This is a genomic window from Paraburkholderia aromaticivorans (genome assembly GCF_002278075.1).
Classification (GTDB): Bacteria; Pseudomonadota; Gammaproteobacteria; order Burkholderiales; family Burkholderiaceae; genus Paraburkholderia; species Paraburkholderia aromaticivorans.
Genome location: NZ_CP022990.1, coordinates 2056521 through 2078247 on the forward strand (window position 1 = coordinate 2056521; position 21727 = coordinate 2078247).

Genomic DNA, 21727 nt, shown 5'->3' on the forward strand with positions numbered 1-21727 from the left:
GTTTTTCGGCTATGTGCCCAGGCGGAACATCTCGAATGTGTCGGGGTCCTGCCTTTCTGCGATGAATTTTGCGAAGAAATGGGTTTTGGCGCTATTCACGAGAAATTCGGGCAGGCATTGACGTAGTGCGTTGGCGACGACCAACTCCGATGGAGGGATGCCGGGGCGGATAGTGCGCAGCCAGGATCCAAAGGAACTCCAGACCTGTGAAGGGAACACCGCTGCCAGATAGTGAAGCAGTCCCTGACAGACGATGCCAGCGTGCATAAAGACGTGGTACGCGTGGATCTTGCGCTTGACGGCGTTGCGGTACTCGAGTGACTCGCGATGAAGGTATTGATCGCCGTTTCGGCGGGCGAGCGGCTTCATGTCCTGCATCCAGAAGTGGTACGCGAATGTGCCGATCCGATGCACCGCCTGTTTGAAGCTGTACTCGATCTTGAAGCGCAATCCATACAGGCGGATGATCTCGACGGCATCCAGACTGAGGTCGGTGCACATCAGCAGACACGAACCCCTGCTTGGGTGAGTCACTGCCACGAAGCGAACCAGCTGACCGTACGCCGGCCACAGCAGATCGCAGACCCGATAGTGAATGGTGACATTGTGCTCGCCATAGACCGGACTGGGGGCGGATTGCAAGGCCTGGGGATCAGCCAGTAGCGATTTGAGTTTGATCTTCTCACCGTAGCGCCTGGGACGCCCCCGTTTGCGCGGTCCCTGCTGCACGTACGGGGCACAGGCGACTGCATTGGACTTCACGCGTGTGACCAGGTGGTTGTCCCGATCGCGCAGGCCTTTGACGATCTTGCCAGCAGCGTAGTAGGCATCGGCCACGAAGTAGAACGGCTGCTGCACCGAGACGATGCCAAGCAGCGAGATCATCTTGTCGAGCAAGGTACGCCGATCGCGGTTGGACCACACCAGACCTTCGTGAATACGCACGGCCAGCGGTACGGCGAAGACGCTCTGGGCGGCCCGCACAAGCATACTGACCGCCTGCATCGAGTGCCCCATGATGTATTCGGGCTTGGTGTTGGAGTCGGACTGTTGATGCAGCAGCTTGACGCCGGGCATCTTCCTGCCGCTCTTGGCCACCTTGATGCCATCGCCGACCAAAACCAGTCGGCCATTGACGCGTAGCGGGTCAGGGAACAGGCGCAGCACCGTCTGGGTCCACAGCGCTGAAAGCTGATCGAGCTGCACGGCGTCGCTATGCAGGCTGTCACGCAGCTTGTTGTACAGGGCTGGCCGCAGTTTGAGAGCCCGCACGATGCTGGTCACGCCCAGCAACTCGGTGCGCACAGTCAAGCCAGCGACGACAGTTGCGAACCACATGAAGCTGCGCAGGCGAGAAAACGCTGGGCGTAGCAGCCAGATCGCGTCCCACCAAGCCGTCCAGAGTTTCATTGTTGTTCTCTACATTATTTTGCACTACGAAGTATCGCATAGAATATGCAATATAGGCAGCACAAACGGCTCCTTCAAATCGAAAGACTCATTGAGACGATCAAGGCGATGCTCGCCGCGATAGATGAAAGACGCGCGGGGTCACTCACCCCCCCCCCATTGCAAGGCCCTCCCGAACCAGTTCGGGGCATACTGACAGACGAGCGATACGCGGGACAGGAAGATCCGCACTGAGTCCTTCGTGGGCGATGCGCTGAGCGATGTGAGCCCCTGCAAGTCAACTACGAGAGCATCAACAAGGCATTGATTGAGGAATAGAGCAACGTGAGTTTGATCACTGCCGCCTGACGATGAATCTGGTGCACGAAGGCAACCGGCCACGCCGGATCACATCACCAGGAAATGGATCGGTGTTCAGATGAAAAGCGCCGAGGCCGGAGCGAGTCCGAGAAAAAACAAGCGAGAAGTCGGCACTCTCGAGTGTAATGAATCTGCTCAAAAAAATGCCGATAGGAATCGGCGTTGCATGTGCGCTGCTCGCTGGCAGCGCACATGCAAGCGTGACGATCGGCGGTACACGGGTGGTGTATCCGCTTGAGCAGCGGGAAGTGACGGTCAAGCTGGATAACGACAGCAAGGCACCATCGCTCGTGCAGGTCTGGATCGACGACGGCAATACGGATGCCAAACCCGGCGAAATCAAAGTGCCGTTCGTGATCACGCCGCCGATTTTCCGCATGGATGCAAAAAAGGCGCAGACGTTGCGCGTGATGTACACCGGCGAGCCCTTGCCTCAGGATCGCGAGTCGGTCTATTGGCTCAACGTGCTGGACATCCCGCCGAAGGCAGGCAGTGCGCCGGACGCCAATACCTTGAGCCTGGCCTATCGCACACGCATCAAGATCTTCGTGCGGCCGGGCAAGCTACCCGGCAAGCCGGAAGACGCGGCCGCGCAACTGAACTGGAAAATTGCCGCGTCGGCGGATGGCAAAGGTCAGGCGGTCAGCGTTTCGAATCCGACACCTTACTACGTGTCGTTCAGTGAGATCGACGTCGAAAGCAGCGGCCACACATTCAGGAACGAACAAGGCGGCATGGTTGCACCGCGCACTTCGGTGATCCTGCCGATCGCGAAGATGAATGCCGTCGCCGCGGGCGCGAAGGTGCGCTACATCGCCATCAGCGACTACGGCGGCCCTATCAACGGCGACGCGCCTCTCGGCGAGTAAACCAGGCCGCCACACCTGCCAGTTGCGCGGCAACCTGCCGCCCTTGGCCTACCCCTTTCTCGAACACGGCGTGCGTTGCACCGGCAGTGCACAGGGATGATGCTCGCCTGCCGTAGGACATTGAATTCCGATCAGATCATGAAGGACTCACCCTGTCGCCGATCGTCCGCCTGCGGTGGTGAACTCGCTGGCGCGTTTGGGCTCACGCCCGTCGCCGCGGTGGCCACGTTAGCGTTCGCGGTGCTGGGCGGCCTTCAGCCAATGGGCGCTCAGGCATCCGAACCCGTTGAAGCGGGCGCGGCAGTGGAGTTCGACACCACATTTCTGCGCGTCGATCCGAATACAACGGTGGATGTCACGCGCTTCTCGCGTGGCAACCCGGTATCTGAGGGCGTCTATTCCGTCGACCTGGTCGTCAACGGCATTCGTGTTGCGCGCCATGATGTGCGGTTCGTGGCCGCGAGCGGAGCGATGACGGCGCGTCCTTGCTTCAGCCGGCAGATGCTGGAAACGCTTGGCGTGGACTTCGCCAAGGTCGCTGCGAGCCGTGAGGCGAAGGTGGCCGGAGCCGATGCCGCAGTGACCGGCGAATGCGTCGACCTCGCGGCGGCCGTGCCCGACGCGACGGCTGACTTCGACTTTGCGGAACAAAGGATTGCGCTCAGCGTGCCGCAAAAGTACATGCGAAACGCCGCGCGCGGTTACGTGCCGCCCGAGATGTGGCAGAACGGGGTCAACGCGGCTTTCCTGAGCTACAACGCGAATGCCTACCACACCGCCGGATCGGGTGTTGAATCGACTCAAAGCTATGTCGGTTTGAATGCCGGAGTGAACCTGGGCGCGTGGCACTTTCGGCATCAGTCGTCGGTAACCCAGCAGGCTGGCGCCGCCACGCAGTTCGACAACATTGCGACCTACCTTCAGCGTGACATCACCGCGATGAAGTCGCAATTGACGGTTGGCGACGGCTACACGACCGGCGATGTGTTCGACAGCGTGCAATTTCGCGGCGCGCAGATCGCCACCGACGACCGCATGCTGCCCGAATCCCTGCGAGGCTACGCGCCGGTCGTGCGTGGCACGGCTGAATCGAACGCGCGAGTGACGGTTCGTCAGAACGGCCAGGTGATTTATGAAACCACCGTCTCGCCGGGTCCGTTCGAGATCAACGACCTGTACGCAACCGGCTATGGCGGCAACCTGGATGTCACCGTCACCGAAGCCAACGGCCGCACGAAAAGCTTTACCGTGCCCTACGCCTCGGTCGCCCAGTCGTTGCGGCCCGGCACCACACGGTTTTCGGTCACCGCCGGCGAACTCCGTAATTCCACGCTCGAGACAAACCCGAATTTCGCGCAGTTCACGTTGCAGCGCGGCCTGACCAATCTGGTCACGGTCTATGGTGGCGCCGTGGCTGCTAACGGCTATGTGGCCGCCGACCTGGGCGCCGCGCTGAACACGAAGCTCGGCGCGCTCTCAGCCGACGTGACAGCAGCCCAAACGCAGGTTCCGGATCAGGGCACGTCGCGCGGCACCAGCCTGCGCATTGGTTACAGCAAGTTCATCGATCCGACCAACACGAACATTGCAATCGCGGCGTATCGCTATTCGACGGCCGGGTATATGAACCTGTCGGATGCCGCGTCCGTGCGTGATCTCGCTATGCATGGCGGCGATCCGGATTCGGTGTACAGGCAGCGCAACCGTTTTCAGGTCACGCTCAATCAGAATTTCAAGGAATACGGCACGGTCTTTCTGAACGCTTCCGCTCAGCAGTACTGGAATCGCAGTGGCAGCGATGTGTTCTACCAGGCCGGCTACAACAACCGTTTCAAGTACGGTACCTACAGTATCAGTGCAGGGCGCACACGTAGCTCGAACGGGTCAATGTCGGATCAGATCATGTTCAGCACCACATTGCCGCTCGGCCATGACCAGCATTCGCCGCTGCTGACGACGAACCTCAGCAGTTCCGGCGGAAACACCAACCTGCAGGCCAACGTGAGCGGCTCGTTGGGCGAGCGCAACCAGTACTCGTACAGCGCGTATGGGGCGTACGGCGACGCTCCGGGCGCCAGCACGGCGAGCGCGGGCGCGAGCGGCACCTATCGCGCGCCGTACGCGCAGTTGACGGGATCGGCTAGCGGGGGCGCTGGATCAAGGCAGGTGTCGGCGGGTATCAGCGGGTCAGTCGTCGCGCATCCGGGGGGTGTCACGTTCTCGCAGACGGTGGGCGACACGTTCGGCGTGATCGAAGCACCGGGCGCCGCAGGCGCGAGCGTGACCAGTTCGCCAGGGGTCAAGCTCAATGGACGCGGCTTTGCGGTCGTTCCGTATCTGACGCCGTATGGCATCAACACGGTGGATATCGATCCGAAGGGCACGTCGACCGATATCGAGTTCGAATCGACCTCGGAACAGGCAGTGCCGCGGCTGGGCTCAGTGGTGATGATCAGGTACAGGACCGTGACCGGACGCGCGGCGTTGATTCGTGCGCCGCAGCCTGGCGACAAGGCGCTGCCGTTCGGCGCGGACGTGGTCGACGGCAACGGCAAGACCGTCGGTATCGTCGCGCAGGACAGCCGGATTTTTGCGCGCGGGCTCGAGGATAAAGGCTCGCTGTTCGTGAAATGGGGCGCGTCGGCTTCTGAGCAATGCCGCATCGAGTACGTGTTGCCGAGGCAAACGGGCAATGCGGGAGCGGCCTACACGTCTGTGGAAGGGCATTGTATGGGTGGGACGCCAACCGAAAACACGAACTTTGCTTCTGGCCGTACCAGGTAATCCAATTCGAGGAGTGATTAAATGTCTGCGTTCGAATCCTGTCTGCGATGGTCTAGCCAAAACGTGGCAGCCTGCAAGACTTTGTCTTATGCGACTGCCGCGCGGCGTGGCCGCAATTCGCTTATTCGGCTTGCCGGAGCTCTCGTAGTACCGGGTTCCGCCTTGTTCGCCGCGCCCGCAGCGCACGCAGCACTTACCTGTCAGGCGAACGGTACAAACAATGTCATCACCGCGGGATCGATCTCCGTGCCTGCCAATCCGCAGGTGGGTGCGACGATTGCCACGCTTGCACCTACGCAGTTTCAGGCGTCCTGCAAATTCCTGAATGCGGATCCGCCAGAAACGACTGCTACGTTTTGGCCGGTCTTTTCCAGTTCGCTACCCCCTGTATCCGGGTTTGCCGACGTGTACCAAACTAACGTTCAGGGTCTGGGAATCCGCTACACGTTTGACGCGCCGGCGTGCAACGCCAGCAATGCCCGGATGACCAATGGCCAGATCCAGTTGACCTGCCCGGTCAGCGGACCAATGGACGGACCGTATATGCCGATTAACATTACGGTTACGCCGTCATTCGTTGCTACCGGAATAATACCGCTGGGTGCACGGACGCTTTCGACCGTGCCGTTGGTATCGATCTCCTATTGGACGTCCGACGATCCAGCCAATGGATGGGATCAGCCACCGCTCTACACAGGCGCTGCGTCCGGCCGGATCGTTCACGCCTGTTCGATCAATCAGCCCAACGCTTCCGTTACCCTGCCGACGGTCAACAGTAAGGCATTCTCGGCCGGCGTGGGCACGGTGGCGTCCCCCCAGCCGTTCTCGCTGATATTTTCATGTTCGAGCGGGGCGCAGGTGTCGATGGTTTTGACGGACAGCACGGATCCGTCCAATCGGTCGAATGTTCTCACCCCGACCGCGGACTCCACCGCAAAAGGGATCGGCCTTCAGATATTGAATAACAAAGGCGCGCTGGTATCGTTCGGGCCGGACTCGTCGGAACCTTTTACGACCAATCAATGGGTCATCGGCGCGTCACCGAACGGCCCGCTGGAGGTGCCGTTGACCGCGCGATATATTCGAACGGGCGACGTAGTGCCCGGTACGATCAGAGCGCTCGCCACTTTCACCATGTCGTATCAGTAAAGCTTTCGGGGCGGCCTCGCCGCAAGCTTGGCCGTCCCGACCGCCCCTTTTCGATACACCAATCCCCATGACGTGTATCATTCGTTCCCTGCGCTGTTCTGCGCTGGCGGTTCCCGTATTGTCGAACGCTCGTTCGTGACCTGTTCCCACGCGGTCGAGTTGCCATTGTGACGCGGGCCGCCGGCCCAACTCCCGCAGCTCGACGCCGCCGCGCAAGGCGTGGCATACCGGCGGCCACAAGCCGCCGGGAACCGCCCGAACCCCTATCCGTGACCGCCAGACCCGATGTCAGTCTCCGAACTCAAACGCCGCCGCACGTTCGCGGTCATTTCCCACCCGGACGCGGGTAAGACCACGCTCACGGAAAAGCTGTTGCTGTTTTCGGGCGCGATTCAGATCGCCGGCACCGTGAAGGGCCGCAAGAGCAATCGCTACGCGACGTCCGACTGGATGGAGATCGAAAAGCAGCGGGGCATTTCGGTGGCGAGCTCGGTGATGCAGTTCGAGTATGGTGACGCCGTCATCAACCTGCTCGACACGCCGGGCCACGAAGACTTCTCCGAAGATACCTACCGCGTGCTGACCGCGGTCGACGCCGCCGTGATGGTGATCGACGGCGCGAACGGCGTCGAAGCGCAAACGCTCAAGCTGCTCGAAGTCTGCCGCAGCCGCAAGACGCCGATCGTCACCTTCATCAACAAGCTCGACCGCGAAGTGCGCGAGCCGCTCGAACTGCTCGACGAAATCGAGCAGCATCTGGGCGTCGCCGCCGTGCCGTTCACGTGGCCGATCGGCATGGGCAAGGACTTCCAGGGCGTCTACGACATCCAGCGCGATCAGGTGCGCCTGTTCCGCGCCGGTCAGGACAAGGCGGGCGGCGAGGTCGAAACGCTGCAGGCGCTCAGCGACGAAGAAGGCGAACGCCGCTTCGGCCATGCCTGGGTCAAGGCGAAGGAAGAGATCGATCTGATCACCGGCGCATCGCCGGATTTCGATCGCGAGCAGTTCCTCGCCGGTCAGCAATCGCCGGTGCTGTTCGGTTCGGCGATCAACAACTTCGGCGTGAAGGAAATTCTCGACGCGCTGGTCGATCTGGCGCCGCCGCCTTCCATGCGCATGACCGTGCAACGCCCGGTCATGCCGGACGAGCCGAAATTCACCGGCGTGGTATTCAAGGTGCAGGCGAACATGGATCTGGCGCACCGCGACCGCGTGGCGTTCATTCGCGTGTGCTCGGGGCATTTCGAACGCGGCATGGCGGTGAAGGTGACGCGCACGAACAAGACCTTCCGCGCCAACAACGTGGTGACGTTCCTGTCGCAGCGTCGTGAGACCGTGAGCGAGGCGTATCCGGGCGACATCATCGGTATTCCGAATCATGGCACGCTGAGTCTCGGCGATACGCTGACCGAAGGCGAGCAACTGCAGTTCGTCGGTCTGCCGTTCTTCGCGCCGGAAATTTTCCAGACGGTGGAAGTGGTGGATCCGATGCGCGCCAAGCAACTCGGCGAAGCGCTCAAGCAACTCGGCGAGGAAGGCGCGATTCAGGTGTTCCGTCCGGAGGTGGGCGGCTTGATGATTCTCGGCGCGGTCGGGCAACTGCAGTTCGAGGTGGTGTCGCACCGCTTGTCGACCGAATACAAGGTCGACGTGCGCATGGCGCCGGCGCGTTACCGCATGTCGCGCTGGGTAACCTGCGACGACGCAGCCGAACTGCGCCGTTTCACCGATTCCTACGCGGCGCGAATCGCGCTCGACGCGTCCGACGCGCCGACTTATCTCGCTTCGCACGTGTCGGAGATCGAAGTGGCGCAGAAGGCCTGGCCGAAGATCGTGTTCAACGAATTGCGCGAGCACTCGGGCGCGCCGTTCAAGAAGGCGATGTAAGTCCGTCGCGCCGATAGTCGAGCGCAAAACACGGCAAGGCAAGACAACCCAAAGAGGCCCGTGAAGACGGGCCTTTTTGCATGAGCGGCAGCACTACGCTTACCGGCGGTTCATCAGTGCGAATTCAGTTTCAGCACCTCTTTCACCTCTTCCCGCAGCCAGTCCGTCAGCGCCTGCACCTGTTCCAGCCCGACGTGCCGCTGGGGAACATCGAGCCAGTAGCCGAGCGGGCCGCTCACTTCGACATCCGAGAACTGCGCGAGACTGCCGTCCGCCAGCTCCTCCTCAATCATGTTCCGGTCGACGACAGCCAGCCCAGCGCCTTTGGTCGCCGCGCGAATTGCTTGATCCAGCGTCGAGAATTCGATGCCGTGGTCCGCGTAGCGCGCGGGCATGCCCGCCTTCGCGAGCCAGTTCGGCCACCACTCGAGCCGCGCGTCGTTGTGCAGCACATGCAGGGCCGGCATCCGGTCGAGCAGCGTCTCCAGCGGTTGATCGAGCAGACGTGGGGCGCCCACGAGCACGTGACGCCCGGTCATCAGCAATTCGGAATACGCGTTCGGCAGCGCGTGGCGGCCGAAGCGGATCTGGCAGTGAAAGTCGCCGTGCGCTTCAGTGCGAACGGACAGTTCGACGTCGGGGAGCGCCGCCGCGAGCGAACCCAGCCTCGGCGAAAACCATTGCGCGGCGAAAGCGGGCGGCACGGCGAACACGAGGCGCCGCCGCCCTTTGGCCACCGTGATTTGCCGAAAGCCGCGCTCGATCGTGTCGAAGGCTTCGGACAACCACGGCAGCAACCGCGAGCCGGCCTCAGTCAGACGAATACCCTTGTGGTCGCGCTCGAACAGCTTCGCGCCAAGCGACTCTTCGAGCAGCTTGATTTGCCGGCTCACGGCGCCCTGGGTCACGCACAGTGCGACGGCCGCGCGATTGAAGCTCATGTGACGGGCTGTCTCTTCGAAGAAGCGCAACGCGATCAGCGATGGCAAGCGCCGCATAAATCACCTTCTGTTGCTTTGAGTCCTCCACGGTCCGGCCGCCGGATCGACGACGGATATCGGGACGGCACTGCGGATTGAGTTGGCGGTGCGTCGCCGGCCGCGCGTTGGTTGCCACGGACAAGTCCTTCGGGGCGTCTCCCGCGCGCGATCCGAACCCGCATCGGTCAGCGATTTTTCAAGGAAGCCGCCATCGTGACGGCATGACGATTGTCGCATTGGCGTCCGTCGTTTTGCTTAATCTCGATAAGAAATGTCGAGTTCACGCGCTACGGCATGGGTCGCGAGGCGGCGCAAAGCAGGCGCGCGAGCGCCCGACTTCGCCTATGCTGACGGAGACGCACGCCCGGCCGCCAAGCGGCTCGCCTTCCCCAGCCTTCGGAGCGCCCGTGACCGTTCGTAATCTCGACGCCTTGTTTCGTCCCAAATCCGTCGCCGTGATCGGCGCTTCCGAGCGGCCCGGCAGCACCGGCGCGATGGTGTGGGCGCGCGTGCTGGAAGGGGGCTTCGACGGCCCGCTGTGGCCGGTCAATCCGAAGTATCAGACGCTCGGCGGCCACGCCGTGATCGGCGAGACCGGCGACTTGCCGGAAGCGCCCACGGTCGCCGTGATCTGCACGCCTCCCGCCACCTGGCCGGGCATCATCCGCCAGCTCGGCGGTCTGGGCACGCGCGCGGCGATCATCGTCGGCGAAGTGCGCAGCGATGACGACCGGCTCGCGCTGCGGCACGCGCTCTCGGCGGCACGGCCAAACCTGCTGCGGATCGTCGGGCCGGGCAGTCTCGGCGTGGTGTCGCCGGCGCTGCGCGCGCATCTGGGCGCGCCGTCGTGCACGGTGAAGGCGGGCGGCGTCGCGTGGGTGTCGCAGTCGAATGCGTTGACGAATGCCGTGCTCGGCTGGGCACGGGCGCGCGGTCTGGGCTTTTCGCACGCCGTGGCGCTCGGCGGGGAAGCGGATGTGGACGCGGGCGACGTGCTCGACTATCTGGCCAGCGACCCCGGCACCCGCGCCATCCTGCTCGAACTGGACAGCGTGCGCGCGGCCCGCAAGTTCATGTCGGCGGCCCGCGCGGCGGCGCGCAACAAGCCGGTGCTGGCGCTACGCTCCGGCCGCGCCGATCCCGCGGACGCGCTCTACACCGCCGCTTTCCGCCGTGCGGGCATGGTGCGCGTCGACTCGCTCGACGATCTGCTCGACGAAATCGAGACGCTGGGCGTGGGCCGCGTGGCGGCGGGCGCCACGGCCACGCTGATTACCAGCGACAGCGGCCTCGCCACGCTCGCCTGCGACGCTTTTGCCGCAGCCGGCGACACGCTCGCGCCCTGGCCCGACGAAGCGTCGGAGGCCCTGAAGCAGGTATTGCCGCATGCCGTTGGCGGCAATCCGTTGCGGCTCGGCGATGACGCGCGGCCCGAGCACTTCGGGACCGCGCTGGAATGGCTCGCGAATCAACGCAGTACGGGAACGGCCTTCGTCGTGCACGCGTCGACGCACAGCGCGCCGGTGGGTGAAGTCGCGCAGGCTTTGATCGCGAATCAGCGCTTCGCGTATCGCGGCTTGCTCGCGTGCTTTTTTGGTGGCGTGGATGCCGCCATGCGCGACGCGCTGCACGCGCAGGGCATCCCCGTGCACACGACGCCGCAGCGGCTCGCGCGCGCATTCGCGCGGCTAGTCGACTATCGAATGGGGCGCGAGTTGCTGATGCAGACGCCAGAGGGTTTGCCGGCGGAAATCCCCGCCGCAATCGATGCGGCTCAGGCGCAGGCACGCGAGGCGCTCGCGGCGGGTGAGCACCAGCTAGCCGGCGAAGCAGCGGCGCGGTTTCTGGAGCGTTTTGGATTGCAGGTGGAAACGGCGCCGCCCGCACCAAGCGGCGCGGAAGGCCGCACTGGATCGACCGGCAAGCCGGTCGTCGACCTCGTCGTCGAGCTTCACGACGACGACAACTTCGGCCCCGTATTCCGCTTCACGGCGCCATCCGCCGACGGCTTACCCGACCTGCTGCGCGTCTACGGCTTGCCGCCGCTCAATCCCATGCTCGCGCGCGACATCATCGCGCGTTCGCGCTACGGCCGGCTGATCACGCCGGAGCCGGCTTTGGCCGCGCTCACGGCGCTCTCGCAAGCCGTCTGCGACGTCAAGGAACTCGTCGGCCTCACGTTGACGCTCAGGGTGTATCGCGATCACGTGACCGCCGTCGCTCCCTCATTGAGCCTCGCGGCGACGCGCAGCCGCCTCGCGATCGTGCCTTATCCGCGCCGCTTCGAAGAGACGCTGGACTGGCAGGGTTTGCGGGTGACGGTGCGGCCGATCCGTCCGGAAGACGAGGCCGCGCATCACGACTTCGTCGAAGCAATGACGCCTGAAGACTTGCGCCTGCGATTTTTCGGCGCGGTGAGCAGCTTCGATCACTCGCAACTCGCGCGCATGACGCAGATCGATTACGACCGTGAAATGGCGCTGATCGCCACCGTGCGCAGCGACGAAGGTTTCACGCGGACGCTGGGCGTGGTGCGGGCGGTCGCCGATCCCGACAACGAAACAGCCGAATTCGCGGTGGCGGTCCGCTCGGACCAGAAAGGCCGGCGCCTCGGCCAATTGCTGATGGACCGGATCATCAAATACGCGCGGGCCCGCGGCACCCATTGGCTGATCGGCGAGGCGCTGCGCGAGAATGTTGCGATGATCGCGCTCGCCAAAGCTTGCGGCTTCACGATCACGCGGACCGAGGATCCGGGTGTCGTTGGCTTTCGTATGGCGCTGGATGAACCGGCCGACGCAAGCGCGGAAGGCGGTGCGCCGACGGCGCAGAGTTAAATGGATCACTGTCGCGTCGCCGGTACAACGGACCGGCGGAGCAACCGCGGTGATCGAAGCGGTGATCGAAGCGGCGAGAGGCGCTGAAGGCATCTCGCCGCAGGAAGCGTGAATGAGCTAAGCCGCCTCAGGCCGCCAGCTTGGCAGCAGCTTCGTCGACTTGCGTGCGCGTCACAGACAGTTCTTCAAGCCATGCATCGCCATACACCGCGCCGGTCTCGCGCTCCAGGCGCGCAATGGTCGCCGCGCAACGGCTCGCATCCTTCGGCGTCGCGATGAACGACTTGACCGACTCACCGGCCTTGAACGCATCGAACAGCGGTACGCGAATATCGTCCGGCAGCGGACGCGCGGTCCACTGATACGGCTTGCCGTTGAACGTGAATTGCGGCGGCAGCACGCGCTCTTTCTTCGCGGCCGGAATCAGGCCATAGGTGCGCGCGGCCTCGCCAATCTGCTCCGGCGAAAACAGCTCGTCCGGGCTGATGTCGAATTGCTGGATGAAGGTCTCGATGCTTTGCATCGCCGCCGCGCGGTCGTCACGCCGCTTTTGCGCGTGAGCGACGATGTCGCGCAGTTCGTCGGCTTCTTCAGGCGTGATCGTGAAGCTCGACTGCTTCTGCTGGAGTTCGGAAAAACGCTGGAATTCGGAATCGGTCAGAAGTTTCGCCATTGCTTGTCGATGGGCGCGCATGAGCGAACCCATGCGGCGTGATTTTTGAGAGGGTCGCCATTCTAAACCATGTGTGCGAGCGGCCGGTTTTCCAGTCCGGATGCTGGCTTATTGATAGCTCAGCGTAAAGGTCATCCGCCCGCGTACCGTGCCTGGTTCAACCTTGCCGGTCGAGATGTATTGGGCCGTGAGCGGGATGCCAGTCGTGTTCGCCGACGGGCCGACTAGCCATTGATTTGTCGTACCCGGTGCCGCCGAGTCTGGTCCGAAGCTGACCGGCGATCCGCTACTGTCCAGCACACGCAGGCTTATTCCCGAGGCGGTCGAATCGCCTGTGAGCGCTAGATTGCTGGTTGTGTTGCCCGAATCAGTAGCGTCGGTCAGCGTAACGAAAACGTTGGCGCCAGGCTGGCAGGACAGACCAATGCTGAAATTCGTATTGCCGGCCGTCGCACCCGGCACGCGCAATGCATTGACTGCAATTTGCGGTAGCGTGATGCCGAGAGACGGCGTCGTCACGTCGCAGGTACTGACGGCGATTGTCGCGTTACCGATCGAAAGCTTATTCAGCATGGCGGAGTCGGCATTGAGACGAACGTCGTGACTATGCAAGGCTGTCAAGGGAAAGTTAGCGATTTTTCCGCTGCTTACGTTAGCGGAGGTTTTCACATATTGATATGTGAAAACATAGTCGGCGTTATACGCTGACTGAGACGCGACAGTCGGCCCAAAATCCCCTGACCTCGTTTTCGACAGAATCGTGTTGCCAAAGGTGACGTCGGTCACCCGGACTCCGATGCCCGTCAGGTTCGTATCCCATACATCGTGCACGGATGCATTTACGTATGCAAACGCGTCGAACTTGAGGTAAAAGCCGCCTCGGCCGCCGCCATCAGGATTTGCTGGACAATTTACCGTCAATGTCGTGGACATAGGCGGCCCAATCGATGCACCGACTTGAGCATCGGCCGGCACCGTCACCGTGCCGGAGTCGACGGCCCCGTTGCCCGTGATCGAGCATTGTAGAAACGCATTGGCGGGCGGACTAAGCGTCAGTGCGGCGAGACCTGAGGCGCCTAGCGCGGCAAGGGTGACATATCGATAACACGCAGTTCGGAGAAGCTTCTCGTGCATGGCGGAGTTTCATGTGCGAGTGAGTTCGCAGTTGCGTGAGGGAATCCCAGCAGCCTCGCATAATAGTTATTAGCCCCGGCGATCACACGTGACGGTTCGTCACGTCAGGCCGCATTCTCACGAAACATCGACAACGCCTCTACCGTCTCGCGCAGCAGCGCGGTGGCGGCTTCCAGCGTCGGCGCGACGTATTCGTCGATACGCCGCAGGTACGGACAGGTGAGCACGGCGATCGCCTGGCCGGACGGACCCTGGATCGGAAACGTCAGGTCGGTGACGCCGAACGTCTGCTGGCTATCCTTCTGCGAGAAACCCGCCGCGCGAATCCGCTCGCAGGCCTGTTCGAGCGCGTCGCGATCGATCGTGACCTCGCCCTTCACCTTGGTGTGTTCGGCCAGCATCTGCTCGCGCTGCTCGATGCTTTGAAACGCGAGCATCACGCGGCCCGACCCCGTATCGATCAGACCGACGCGCGAACCGAGCCGCACCGACATACCCCACGTGCCGGGACCATCCACCTGCGCGATCACCAGCAGATTGCCGCGGTCGTACACCACAAGGTGACACGATTGTTCGGCAGCATCGGCAAAGCGCTGCATGAGCGGCAGCGCTTCGGAGATCAGGCGGTTCATCGGCGGGTGACGGTGGGCGAGCGCATACAGCTTCAGACTGAGCGAATAACGGTCGCCCGCCGCCGAGCGCACCACGTACTGGCGCGCGACCAGCCGTTCGAGCATGCGATACATCTCGCTTGCGTTGCGTCCCAGCAGCTTGGTGATTTCGGCGCGCGTCAGCCCTTCCTTCTGCTCGGCGAGCAGTTCGAGGATGTCGAGGCCTTTGTCCAGCGCCGGCGCACGATATCGGTCGGCGTCGTCTTTGTCTTCTGCGTCCATCGTGAGCGAGGTTCCGTGTGCAGGTCTCATTATCTGGCGCGTGAGTGTAAGTGCGTGATGAATCTCGTGCGAAGCGGCGCGGGTCCAGGGAAAACACGGACGGTTGGCGCAGTGCACATTGCTTGACTTCGAAAAGTCCGTATATGAATAATACGTTCATTGGTGAATGAACGCACGCCAATACTCGATAAGAAAGCGCAGGACGAAGTGCCGGCATCGCGCGTCGGTTCACGCAGTTCAACAACGCATATCAGGAGACAACCATGTCGTTCGCGAAAGGGCCGCACGCGGCTCACCGTTTGTTCCGCAGTTCGTTATCCGCCGCGGCCGCCGCCGTGTGTCTCGCCGGCCTCGCTGCGAGCGGCGCCGCGCAGGCCGCCGACGCAGGCAAGATCGGCCTCGATCTGCCGCTGCTCACGTCGCCGTTCTGGCAGTCGTACAACAACTATCTGCCCAAATACGCGAAGGACATGGGCCTCGACATTCTCGCGCCGGTCAATTCGAACGGCGATCCCGCCCAGCAGATCACGGACATGAACAACCTGCTGAACCTCGGTGCGAAGGGCATCGTGGTCGGCCCGCTGGATTCGGCGGCGATCAGCCGTGCGCTCGACGCCGCCGCGACGAAGAACGTGGCGGTGGTCGCCGTGGATGTCGCGCCGACGCAAGGCAAGGTCGCGATGGTGGTCCGCGCCGACAATCGCGCGTATGGCGAGAAGGCCTGCAAGTACATCGGCGATCACGTGAAGTCGGGCAAGGTCGTGCAGATCATGGGCGACCTCGCGTCGGTCAACGGACGCGACCGGTCCGAAGCATTCCGTTCATGCATGAAGGGCTATCCCGGCGTGTCGGTTCTGGAAATTCCCGCGGCCTGGAAAGGCGACGTCGCGGCCACCGCGCTCGACAGTCTGCTGACCGCGAATCCCGACGTGAAAGGCATCTACATGCAGGCGGGCGGCGTCTATCTGTCGCCCACGCTGCAAACCCTGCGCCGCAAGCAGATGCTCTTTCCCGCCGGCGACGCGAAGCACGTCGTGATCGTCAGCAACGACGGCATTCCTCAGGAGTTCGACGCGATCCGCCGCGGCGATATCGACGCGACCGTCTCGCAGCCTGCCGATTCGTTCGCGAAATACGGGCTGTTCTATATCAAGGCGACGTTGGCCGGGCAGACCTTCAAGCCGGGTCCGACCGATCACGGCAGCAACATCATCCAGCTGGCGCCGGGCATTCTGGAGGACCAACTGCCCGCGCCGCTCGTGACGAAAGCGAACGTCGACGACAAGGCCTTGTGGGGTAATACGGTCAAATGAGCCGTCAAATGAGCGAACCCACGCCCTCCGCGCCGGTTGTCGAAGCGTTCGAGATTACGAGGCGCTTCGGCTCGACAGCCGCGCTGAAAGACGTGAGCATTCGCGTGATGCCCGGCGAGTCGCATGCGCTCGTCGGGCGCAACGGCGCGGGTAAATCGACGCTGGTGTCGATTCTCACCGGCCTGCGCAAGCCCGATACCGGCGAGGTGCGTTTCGGCGGCGCGGCCGCGCCGTCGATCGCGGATCGCGACGCGTGGCGCGAGCGCGTGGCGTGCGTTTATCAGCATTCGACGATCATCCGCGACCTGAGCGTCGCGGAAAATCTGTTTATCAACCGGCAGCCGTTGCGCGGCGGCGTGATCGATTGGCAGGCCATGCGGCGCGATGCGCGCGCGCTGCTCGATCACTGGAAGATCGACGTGCGCGAAGACGCTCGCGCCGGCGATCTGACGGTGGAGGCCCGGCAACTGGTGGAAATTGCGCGCGCGCTGTCGTATGGCGCCCGCTTCATCATTCTCGACGAACCGACCGCACAGCTCGACGGCGACGAGATCAAGCGCCTGTTCCGGCGCATCCGCGAGTTGCAGCGGGAAGGCGTGACCTTCCTGTTCATCTCGCACCATCTTCAGGAAGTCTACGAAATCTGCCAGGCCGTGACGGTGCTGCGCGATGCGCGGCATATCGTCAGCGCGCCGGTGTCCGCGCTGCCGCGCGAGCAGCTGATCGAAGCGATGACCGGCGAACGCGGCGGTCTCGCCGTCGCCGACGCGGCGGCGCGCGACGCGTTGCCCGCCGACACGGCGATCGCGCTGCAAGTGGACGGCCTGGCCGGCTCCGATTACGAAGGCGTGTCGTTCACCGTCAAACGCGGCGAAGTGGTCGGCTTGACGGGCGCGACGAGCAGCGGCCGCACGAGCGTGGCCGAAGCGATCGCCGGCCTGCGCGCCGCCAGACGCGGCACGATCCGTGTGGACGGCACAACCCTGCCGCCCGGCGATGTGCCCGCGGCGCTCGCGCTCGGCATCGGCTGCGTGCCGAAGGATCGCCATCACGAAGGCCTGGTGCTCACACAATCGGTCGCGGAAAACGCCTCGATGACGATCGCGCATTTGCTTGGCAAGTTCGGCATTGCGCCGCCCGCGAAGAAGAATGCGTTCGGCCAGAAGATGATCGACGCGCTCGGCATCGTCGCGCAGGGTCCGGAGCATGTGGTGTCCGGCCTGTCGGGCGGCAATCAGCAGAAGGTGGTGATGGCGCGCGCGCTCGCCACCAATCCCAACGTGCTGGTGCTGATCGACCCCACGGCGGGCGTCGACGTGAAATCGAAAGAAGCGCTGCTCTCCGTCGTGGACCGTGTGCGCGAAGACGGCAAGGCGGTGCTCGTCGTGTCCGGCGAACTCGACGATCTGCGCACCTGTGACCGCGTGCTGGTCATGTTCCGTGGCCGTGTCGCGGCCGAATTTCCCGCGGGTTGGCAGGACCACGACCTGATCGCATCCGTTGAAGGAGTCAGTCTCCATGAAGAATAGTGTGCCCAGTCCCGCCTTCGCCACTGCGCAAGGGCAGGCTCAGCCGCTCGCGCAGTCCGCGCGCGGCAAACGCGCGCGGACCGAACTCGCGCGCTTGCGCGAGCTGGCGTTGCTGCCCGCGCTCGCGTTGCTGATGGTGATCGGCGCGTTTGTCAGTCCCAGCTTTTTGACCAAAGCGAATCTCATCAGCGTGCTGGGCGCCTCGGCGGCGTTGGCGCTGGTCGTGCTCGCCGAATCGCTGATCGTGCTGACCGGCAAGTTCGACCTGTCGCTCGAATCGACGGTGGGCATCGCGCCCGCCGTGGGCGCGATGCTGGTGATGCCGGCGGCCTCCGCCGGCTTCGGCGTGCAATGGCCGGCGGCGGCCGGCCTGCTCGCCATCGTGGCGGTGGGCGCGGTGATCGGTTTGATCAACGGTTTTCTGGTGGTGCGTTTGCGGCTGAACGCGTTCATCGTCACGCTGGCCATGCTGATCGTGCTGCGCGGCATGCTGGTCGGCGCGACCAAGGGCGGCACGCTGTTCGATATGCCGCCGTCGTTCTTCACGCTCGCGACCACCATTGTGTTCGGCTTGCCTTTGTCCGTGTGGCTCGCGGCGGCGGCGTTCGCAATCGCCGCCTTCGTGTTGCGCTATCACCGGCTGGGTCGCGCGCTGTATGCGATCGGCGGCAATCCGGAAGCGGCGCGCGCGGCGGGGATTCGGGTGGAGCGCATCACGTGGGGTGTGTTCGTGCTCGGCAGCGTGCTCGCGTCGCTGGGCGGATTGATTGTCACCGGCTATGTCGGCGCGATCAACGCGAACCAGGGCAACGGCATGATTTTCACGGTGTTCGCGGCCGCGGTGATCGGCGGCATTTCGCTCGACGGCGGCAAGGGCACCATGTTCGGTGCGCTCACCGGCGTGCTGTTGCTCGGCGTCGTGCAGAACCTGCTGACGCTCGCCCAGGTGCCGTCTTTCTGGATCCAGGCGATCTACGGCGCGATCATCCTGGGCTCGCTGATGGTGGCGCGCCTGGCTAGCGGCGAAGGCCAAAACTGATGCGCATGCATTCCGGAGACCTCACTTGACCAGCCGCCCATTGCATACGGACCCACGCCTGATTCTGCTCAGCCCCGCCGACAACTGCCTCGTCGCGGCGGCGCGTCTGCTCGGGGGCACGCAGATCGAGATTGAGGGGGAGCGCGTGACGCTGACCAAAACCATCGAACTCGGTCACAAGGTGGCGCGCCACGAACTCGCGAAAGACGACAAGGTGCTGCGCTACGGCGCAGTGATCGGTCACGTGACGGAAGCGGTGGCGCGCGGTGCGCATCTGCATACGCACAATCTCGAGAGCGACTACCTGCCGACCTATACGCACGACGCGGGCCACGAGTTCGTCCATCACTGATGTGAGCACAATGTCGTGGCTTCGCGCCGCGCTGGAACGATCATGACTGACACTTACGTAGCATCTGCCGCCTTCCAGCAGCCCACGCTGCAAGGCTATCCGCGCCGCGATGGCCGCAAGGGCATCCGCAATGTCGTCGCGGTGGCGTATCTGGTCGAGTGCGCGCATCACGTCGCGCGCGAGATCGTCACGCAGTTTCGCGAACCGCTCGATGCGTTCGACGACCCTTCCGCCGAACGCGAACCGCCCGTGCATCTGATCGGCTTTCCCGGCTGCTATCCGAACAGTTACGCCGAGAAAATGCTCGAGCGGCTCACCACGCATCCCAACGTGGGCGCGGTGCTGTTCGTGTCGCTCGGGTGCGAGAGCATGAACAAGCATTACCTGGTGGACGTGGTGCGCGCGAGCGGCCGTCCCGTCGAAGTGTTGACGATCCAGGAAAAAGGCGGCACGCGCAGCACGATTCAATACGGCGTCGACTGGATTCGCGGCGCGCGCAAGCAGCTTGCCGCGCAACAGAAAGTGCCGATGGCGCTGAGCGAACTGGTGATCGGCACGATTTGCGGCGGCTCGGACGGCACGAGCGGCATCACCGCGAATCCGGCCGTGGGCCGCGCGTTCGATCATCTGATCGACGCGGGCGCGACGTGCATTTTCGAAGAAACCGGCGAACTGGTGGGCTGCGAATTCCACATGAAAACGCGCGCGGCGCGCCCCGACCTCGGCGATGAGATCGTTGCCTGTGTTGCGAAGGCGGCACGCTATTACTCGATTCTCGGCCACGGCAGTTTTGCGGTCGGCAACGCGGACGGCGGGCTCACCACGCAGGAAGAGAAATCGCTCGGGGCGTATGCCAAAAGCGGAGCGTCGCCGATTGTCGGCATCGTCAAACCCGGCGACATTCCGCCAGCCGGCGGCCTGTATCTGCTCGACGTGGTGCCGGACGGCGAACCGCGCTTCGGCTTTCCGAACATCAGCGACAACGCGGAGATCGGCGAACTGATCGCGTGCGGCGCGCATGTGATCCTGTTTACGACCGGACGCGGCTCGGTGGTGGGTTCGGCGATCTCGCCGGTGATCAAGGTGTGTGCGAATCCCGCAACGTATCGCAATCTCTCCGGCGACATGGATGTCGACGCAGGCCGTATTCTCGAAGGCCGCGGCACGCTCGACGAAGTCGGCCGCGAAGTCTTCGAGCAAACGGTGGCGGTGTCCGGTGGCAAGGCCTCGAAGTCTGAAACGCTAGGACACCAGGAATTCATCCTGACCTACAAGACCTTTGATCCGGTTGGGCCGGCTTGTTTGCCGTCGAGTGCCGCGCCGCAGCAACGGGTCGTTGCGATCGAGCCGCTCTGAGCCGCACTGAGCGGCCCGCGCGCGGGCCCACCAGCCAGCAGTTCGCACACGCCGCGAGCAAATTCCGCGCGTGCATGGTAAAACACGAATGAAATCGGAATAAGCGCTATGGGCTCAACGACGGCAACGATCGCATCGAAGATCGGACAGCGGCGCCGCATCGGCCGCACGGCGGTGCAGGTGACCGGATTGGGGCTCGGTACGGCGCCCTTGGGCGGCCTCTACCGTGATCTCTCCGATGAGGAAGCTCACGCCACCATCGCCGCCGCGTGGGACGCCGGCGTGCGTTATTTCGACACCGCGCCGCATTACGGCAACACGAAGGCCGAGCATCGCCTGGGCAACGTCTTGCGGCGCTATCCGCGCGGCGACTACGTGCTGTCCACCAAAGTGGGCCGCCGCTTCGTGCCCCGCACCACGCCTTTCGACGACAAGGAAGGCTGGCAGAACCCCCTGCCTTTCGAAGCGATCTACGACTACACGCACGACGGCATCTTGCGCTCGTTCGAAGACAGCCAGCAGCGCCTCGGCATTGTCGATATCGACATTCTGCTGGTGCACGATATCGGCCGCGTCACGCACGGCGACAACCATCCCCATTACTGGCGGCAGCTGACCGAAGGCGGCGGGTTTCGCGCGCTGGACAGGTTGCGCTCGGCGGGCGCGATCAAGGCCGTCGGACTCGGGGTCAACGAAGGCGCGGTAATACTCGATTCGATGGCCGAGTTCGATATCGATTGCGCATTGCTCGCGGGCCGGTATACGCTCCTCGAACAGACCACGCTCGACGACCTGTTACCGGCCTGTGAAAAACGCGGCGTCAGCATTATGTTAGGCGGCGCATTCAACTCGGGCATTCTGGCGCGTGGCGTCGAAGGTGATCTGAAGTTCAATTACGGCGAGGCGCCGCCCGAAGTGATCGCGCGCGTCGCGCGGCTCGCAGCGGTGTGCCGCGCGCACGGTGTGCCGCTGGCGGCCGCCGCCTTGCAGTTTCCTTATGCGCATCCGGCGGTCGCCACCGTGTTGACCGGCGCGCGCAGTCCCGACGAATTGCGCGAGAACGCCGCGTCGTTCGAGCAGCCGATCCCCGCGGGCTTGTGGTCCGCGTTGCGTCACGAGGGCTTGCTCGACAGCCGCGCGCCCGCGCCGGAGAGTTGATTTG

General features: G+C 63.5%; 16 protein-coding genes. 11 read left to right on the top strand and 5 right to left on the bottom strand.

Translation table 11 applies throughout. The annotated features are described in order from the left end of the window. Positions 1 to 9: 9 nt before the first annotated feature. Positions 10 to 1410 (bottom strand): transposase, encoded by a 1401-nt coding sequence (locus CJU94_RS28905; protein ID WP_095417514.1) that lies wholly within the window; start codon positions 1408 to 1410, stop codon positions 10 to 12. A gap of 485 nt (positions 1411 to 1895) precedes the next feature. Between CJU94_RS28905 and CJU94_RS28910 the strand changes: the two genes are divergently transcribed. From CJU94_RS28910 to CJU94_RS28925, 4 genes are all read left to right on the top strand, one after another. Then, the gene (locus tag CJU94_RS28910) at positions 1896 to 2639 is read left to right on the top strand and encodes a fimbria/pilus periplasmic chaperone (RefSeq protein ID WP_095422016.1); all 744 of its coding nucleotides are present in this window, start codon (positions 1896 to 1898) and stop codon (positions 2637 to 2639) included. Between the two features lie 138 nt (positions 2640 to 2777). After that, the gene (locus CJU94_RS28915) at positions 2778 to 5423 is read left to right on the top strand and encodes a fimbria/pilus outer membrane usher protein (protein WP_095422841.1); all 2646 of its coding nucleotides are present in this window, start codon (positions 2778 to 2780) and stop codon (positions 5421 to 5423) included. 21 nt (positions 5424 to 5444) lie between these two features. Beyond that, entirely contained in the window at positions 5445 to 6572 is a 1128-nt protein-coding gene (locus CJU94_RS28920) for a fimbrial protein (protein WP_095422017.1), read from the top strand. A 285-nt stretch (positions 6573 to 6857) separates the two neighbouring features. Further along, positions 6858 to 8459 (top strand): peptide chain release factor 3, encoded by a 1602-nt coding sequence (locus CJU94_RS28925; protein WP_095422018.1) that lies wholly within the window; start codon positions 6858 to 6860, stop codon positions 8457 to 8459. Positions 8460 to 8572: 113 nt separating this feature from the next. Here the strand turns inward: CJU94_RS28925 and CJU94_RS28930 are convergent, their stop codons facing one another. Continuing rightward, positions 8573 to 9457, bottom strand: coding sequence for a LysR family transcriptional regulator (locus CJU94_RS28930; RefSeq protein ID WP_095422019.1), 885 nt, complete (start codon positions 9455 to 9457; stop codon positions 8573 to 8575). A 389-nt stretch (positions 9458 to 9846) separates the two neighbouring features. On the opposite strand from CJU94_RS28930, the gene CJU94_RS28935 reads away from it, so the two are divergent. After that, entirely contained in the window at positions 9847 to 12276 is a 2430-nt protein-coding gene (locus CJU94_RS28935) for a bifunctional acetate--CoA ligase family protein/GNAT family N-acetyltransferase (RefSeq protein WP_095422020.1), read from the top strand. A 127-nt stretch (positions 12277 to 12403) separates the two neighbouring features. Here CJU94_RS28935 and CJU94_RS28940 read toward each other — a convergent pair whose 3' ends face one another. From CJU94_RS28940 to CJU94_RS28950, 3 genes are all read right to left on the bottom strand, one after another. Beyond that, complete coding sequence (locus CJU94_RS28940; protein WP_091805141.1) at positions 12404 to 12949, bottom strand: hypothetical protein; 546 nt, start codon at positions 12947 to 12949, stop codon at positions 12404 to 12406. A 108-nt stretch (positions 12950 to 13057) separates the two neighbouring features. Next, positions 13058 to 14083 (bottom strand): fimbrial protein, encoded by a 1026-nt coding sequence (locus CJU94_RS28945; protein WP_095422021.1) that lies wholly within the window; start codon positions 14081 to 14083, stop codon positions 13058 to 13060. A 104-nt stretch (positions 14084 to 14187) separates the two neighbouring features. Next, positions 14188 to 14976 carry an IclR family transcriptional regulator gene (locus tag CJU94_RS28950; RefSeq protein ID WP_095422022.1) on the bottom strand — a complete coding sequence of 263 codons (789 nt, stop codon included), beginning with the start codon at positions 14974 to 14976 and terminating at the stop codon, positions 14188 to 14190. A 263-nt stretch (positions 14977 to 15239) separates the two neighbouring features. Here CJU94_RS28950 and CJU94_RS28955 point away from each other — a divergent pair, with 263 nt between their 5' ends. The 6 genes from CJU94_RS28955 to CJU94_RS28980 all read left to right on the top strand — a co-directional run bounded on the left by CJU94_RS28955 (position 15240) and on the right by CJU94_RS28980 (position 21723). After that, on the top strand, positions 15240 to 16289 hold the full coding sequence (locus tag CJU94_RS28955; protein ID WP_167397578.1) for a sugar ABC transporter substrate-binding protein: 1050 nt from the start codon (positions 15240 to 15242) through the stop codon (positions 16287 to 16289). An 8-nt stretch (positions 16290 to 16297) separates the two neighbouring features. Beyond that, the gene (locus tag CJU94_RS28960; RefSeq protein WP_095422023.1) at positions 16298 to 17818 is read left to right on the top strand and encodes a sugar ABC transporter ATP-binding protein; all 1521 of its coding nucleotides are present in this window, start codon (positions 16298 to 16300) and stop codon (positions 17816 to 17818) included. Beyond that, positions 17808 to 18857 (top strand): ABC transporter permease, encoded by a 1050-nt coding sequence (locus CJU94_RS28965; protein WP_095422024.1) that lies wholly within the window; start codon positions 17808 to 17810, stop codon positions 18855 to 18857. The genes CJU94_RS28960 and CJU94_RS28965 overlap by 11 nt, the downstream gene beginning before the upstream one ends. Before the next feature lie 25 nt (positions 18858 to 18882). Further along, positions 18883 to 19209, top strand: a complete 327-nt coding sequence (locus CJU94_RS28970) for a UxaA family hydrolase (protein ID WP_095422025.1) — start codon at positions 18883 to 18885, stop codon at positions 19207 to 19209. Positions 19210 to 19251: 42 nt separating this feature from the next. Beyond that, complete coding sequence (locus CJU94_RS28975; RefSeq protein WP_095422026.1) at positions 19252 to 20565, top strand: UxaA family hydrolase; 1314 nt, start codon at positions 19252 to 19254, stop codon at positions 20563 to 20565. 108 nt (positions 20566 to 20673) lie between these two features. Then, positions 20674 to 21723, top strand: coding sequence for an aldo/keto reductase (locus CJU94_RS28980; protein WP_095422027.1), 1050 nt, complete (start codon positions 20674 to 20676; stop codon positions 21721 to 21723). Positions 21724 to 21727 lie beyond the last annotated feature (4 nt).

What these genes read in the sequence shown, in the direction of transcription:
- CJU94_RS28975 (WP_095422026.1), top strand. Translation starts at nt 19,252, where the DNA reads ATGACTGACACTTACGTAGCATCTGCCGCCTTCCAGCAGCCCACGCTG.
- CJU94_RS28910 (WP_095422016.1), top strand. Translation starts at nt 1,896, where the DNA reads ATGAATCTGCTCAAAAAAATGCCGATAGGAATCGGCGTTGCATGTGCG.
- CJU94_RS28955 (WP_167397578.1), top strand. Translation starts at nt 15,240, where the DNA reads ATGTCGTTCGCGAAAGGGCCGCACGCGGCTCACCGTTTGTTCCGCAGT.
- CJU94_RS28930 (WP_095422019.1), bottom strand. Translation starts at nt 9,457, where the DNA reads ATGCGGCGCTTGCCATCGCTGATCGCGTTGCGCTTCTTCGAAGAGACA.
- CJU94_RS28940 (WP_091805141.1), bottom strand. Translation starts at nt 12,949, where the DNA reads ATGGCGAAACTTCTGACCGATTCCGAATTCCAGCGTTTTTCCGAACTC.
- CJU94_RS28945 (WP_095422021.1), bottom strand. Translation starts at nt 14,083, where the DNA reads ATGCACGAGAAGCTTCTCCGAACTGCGTGTTATCGATATGTCACCCTT.
- CJU94_RS28965 (WP_095422024.1), top strand. Translation starts at nt 17,808, where the DNA reads ATGAAGAATAGTGTGCCCAGTCCCGCCTTCGCCACTGCGCAAGGGCAG.
- CJU94_RS28915 (WP_095422841.1), top strand. Translation starts at nt 2,778, where the DNA reads ATGAAGGACTCACCCTGTCGCCGATCGTCCGCCTGCGGTGGTGAACTC.
- CJU94_RS28925 (WP_095422018.1), top strand. Translation starts at nt 6,858, where the DNA reads ATGTCAGTCTCCGAACTCAAACGCCGCCGCACGTTCGCGGTCATTTCC.
- CJU94_RS28920 (WP_095422017.1), top strand. Translation starts at nt 5,445, where the DNA reads ATGTCTGCGTTCGAATCCTGTCTGCGATGGTCTAGCCAAAACGTGGCA.
- CJU94_RS28980 (WP_095422027.1), top strand. Translation starts at nt 20,674, where the DNA reads ATGGGCTCAACGACGGCAACGATCGCATCGAAGATCGGACAGCGGCGC.
- CJU94_RS28905 (WP_095417514.1), bottom strand. Translation starts at nt 1,410, where the DNA reads ATGAAACTCTGGACGGCTTGGTGGGACGCGATCTGGCTGCTACGCCCA.
- CJU94_RS28950 (WP_095422022.1), bottom strand. Translation starts at nt 14,976, where the DNA reads ATGGACGCAGAAGACAAAGACGACGCCGACCGATATCGTGCGCCGGCG.
- CJU94_RS28960 (WP_095422023.1), top strand. Translation starts at nt 16,298, where the DNA reads ATGAGCGAACCCACGCCCTCCGCGCCGGTTGTCGAAGCGTTCGAGATT.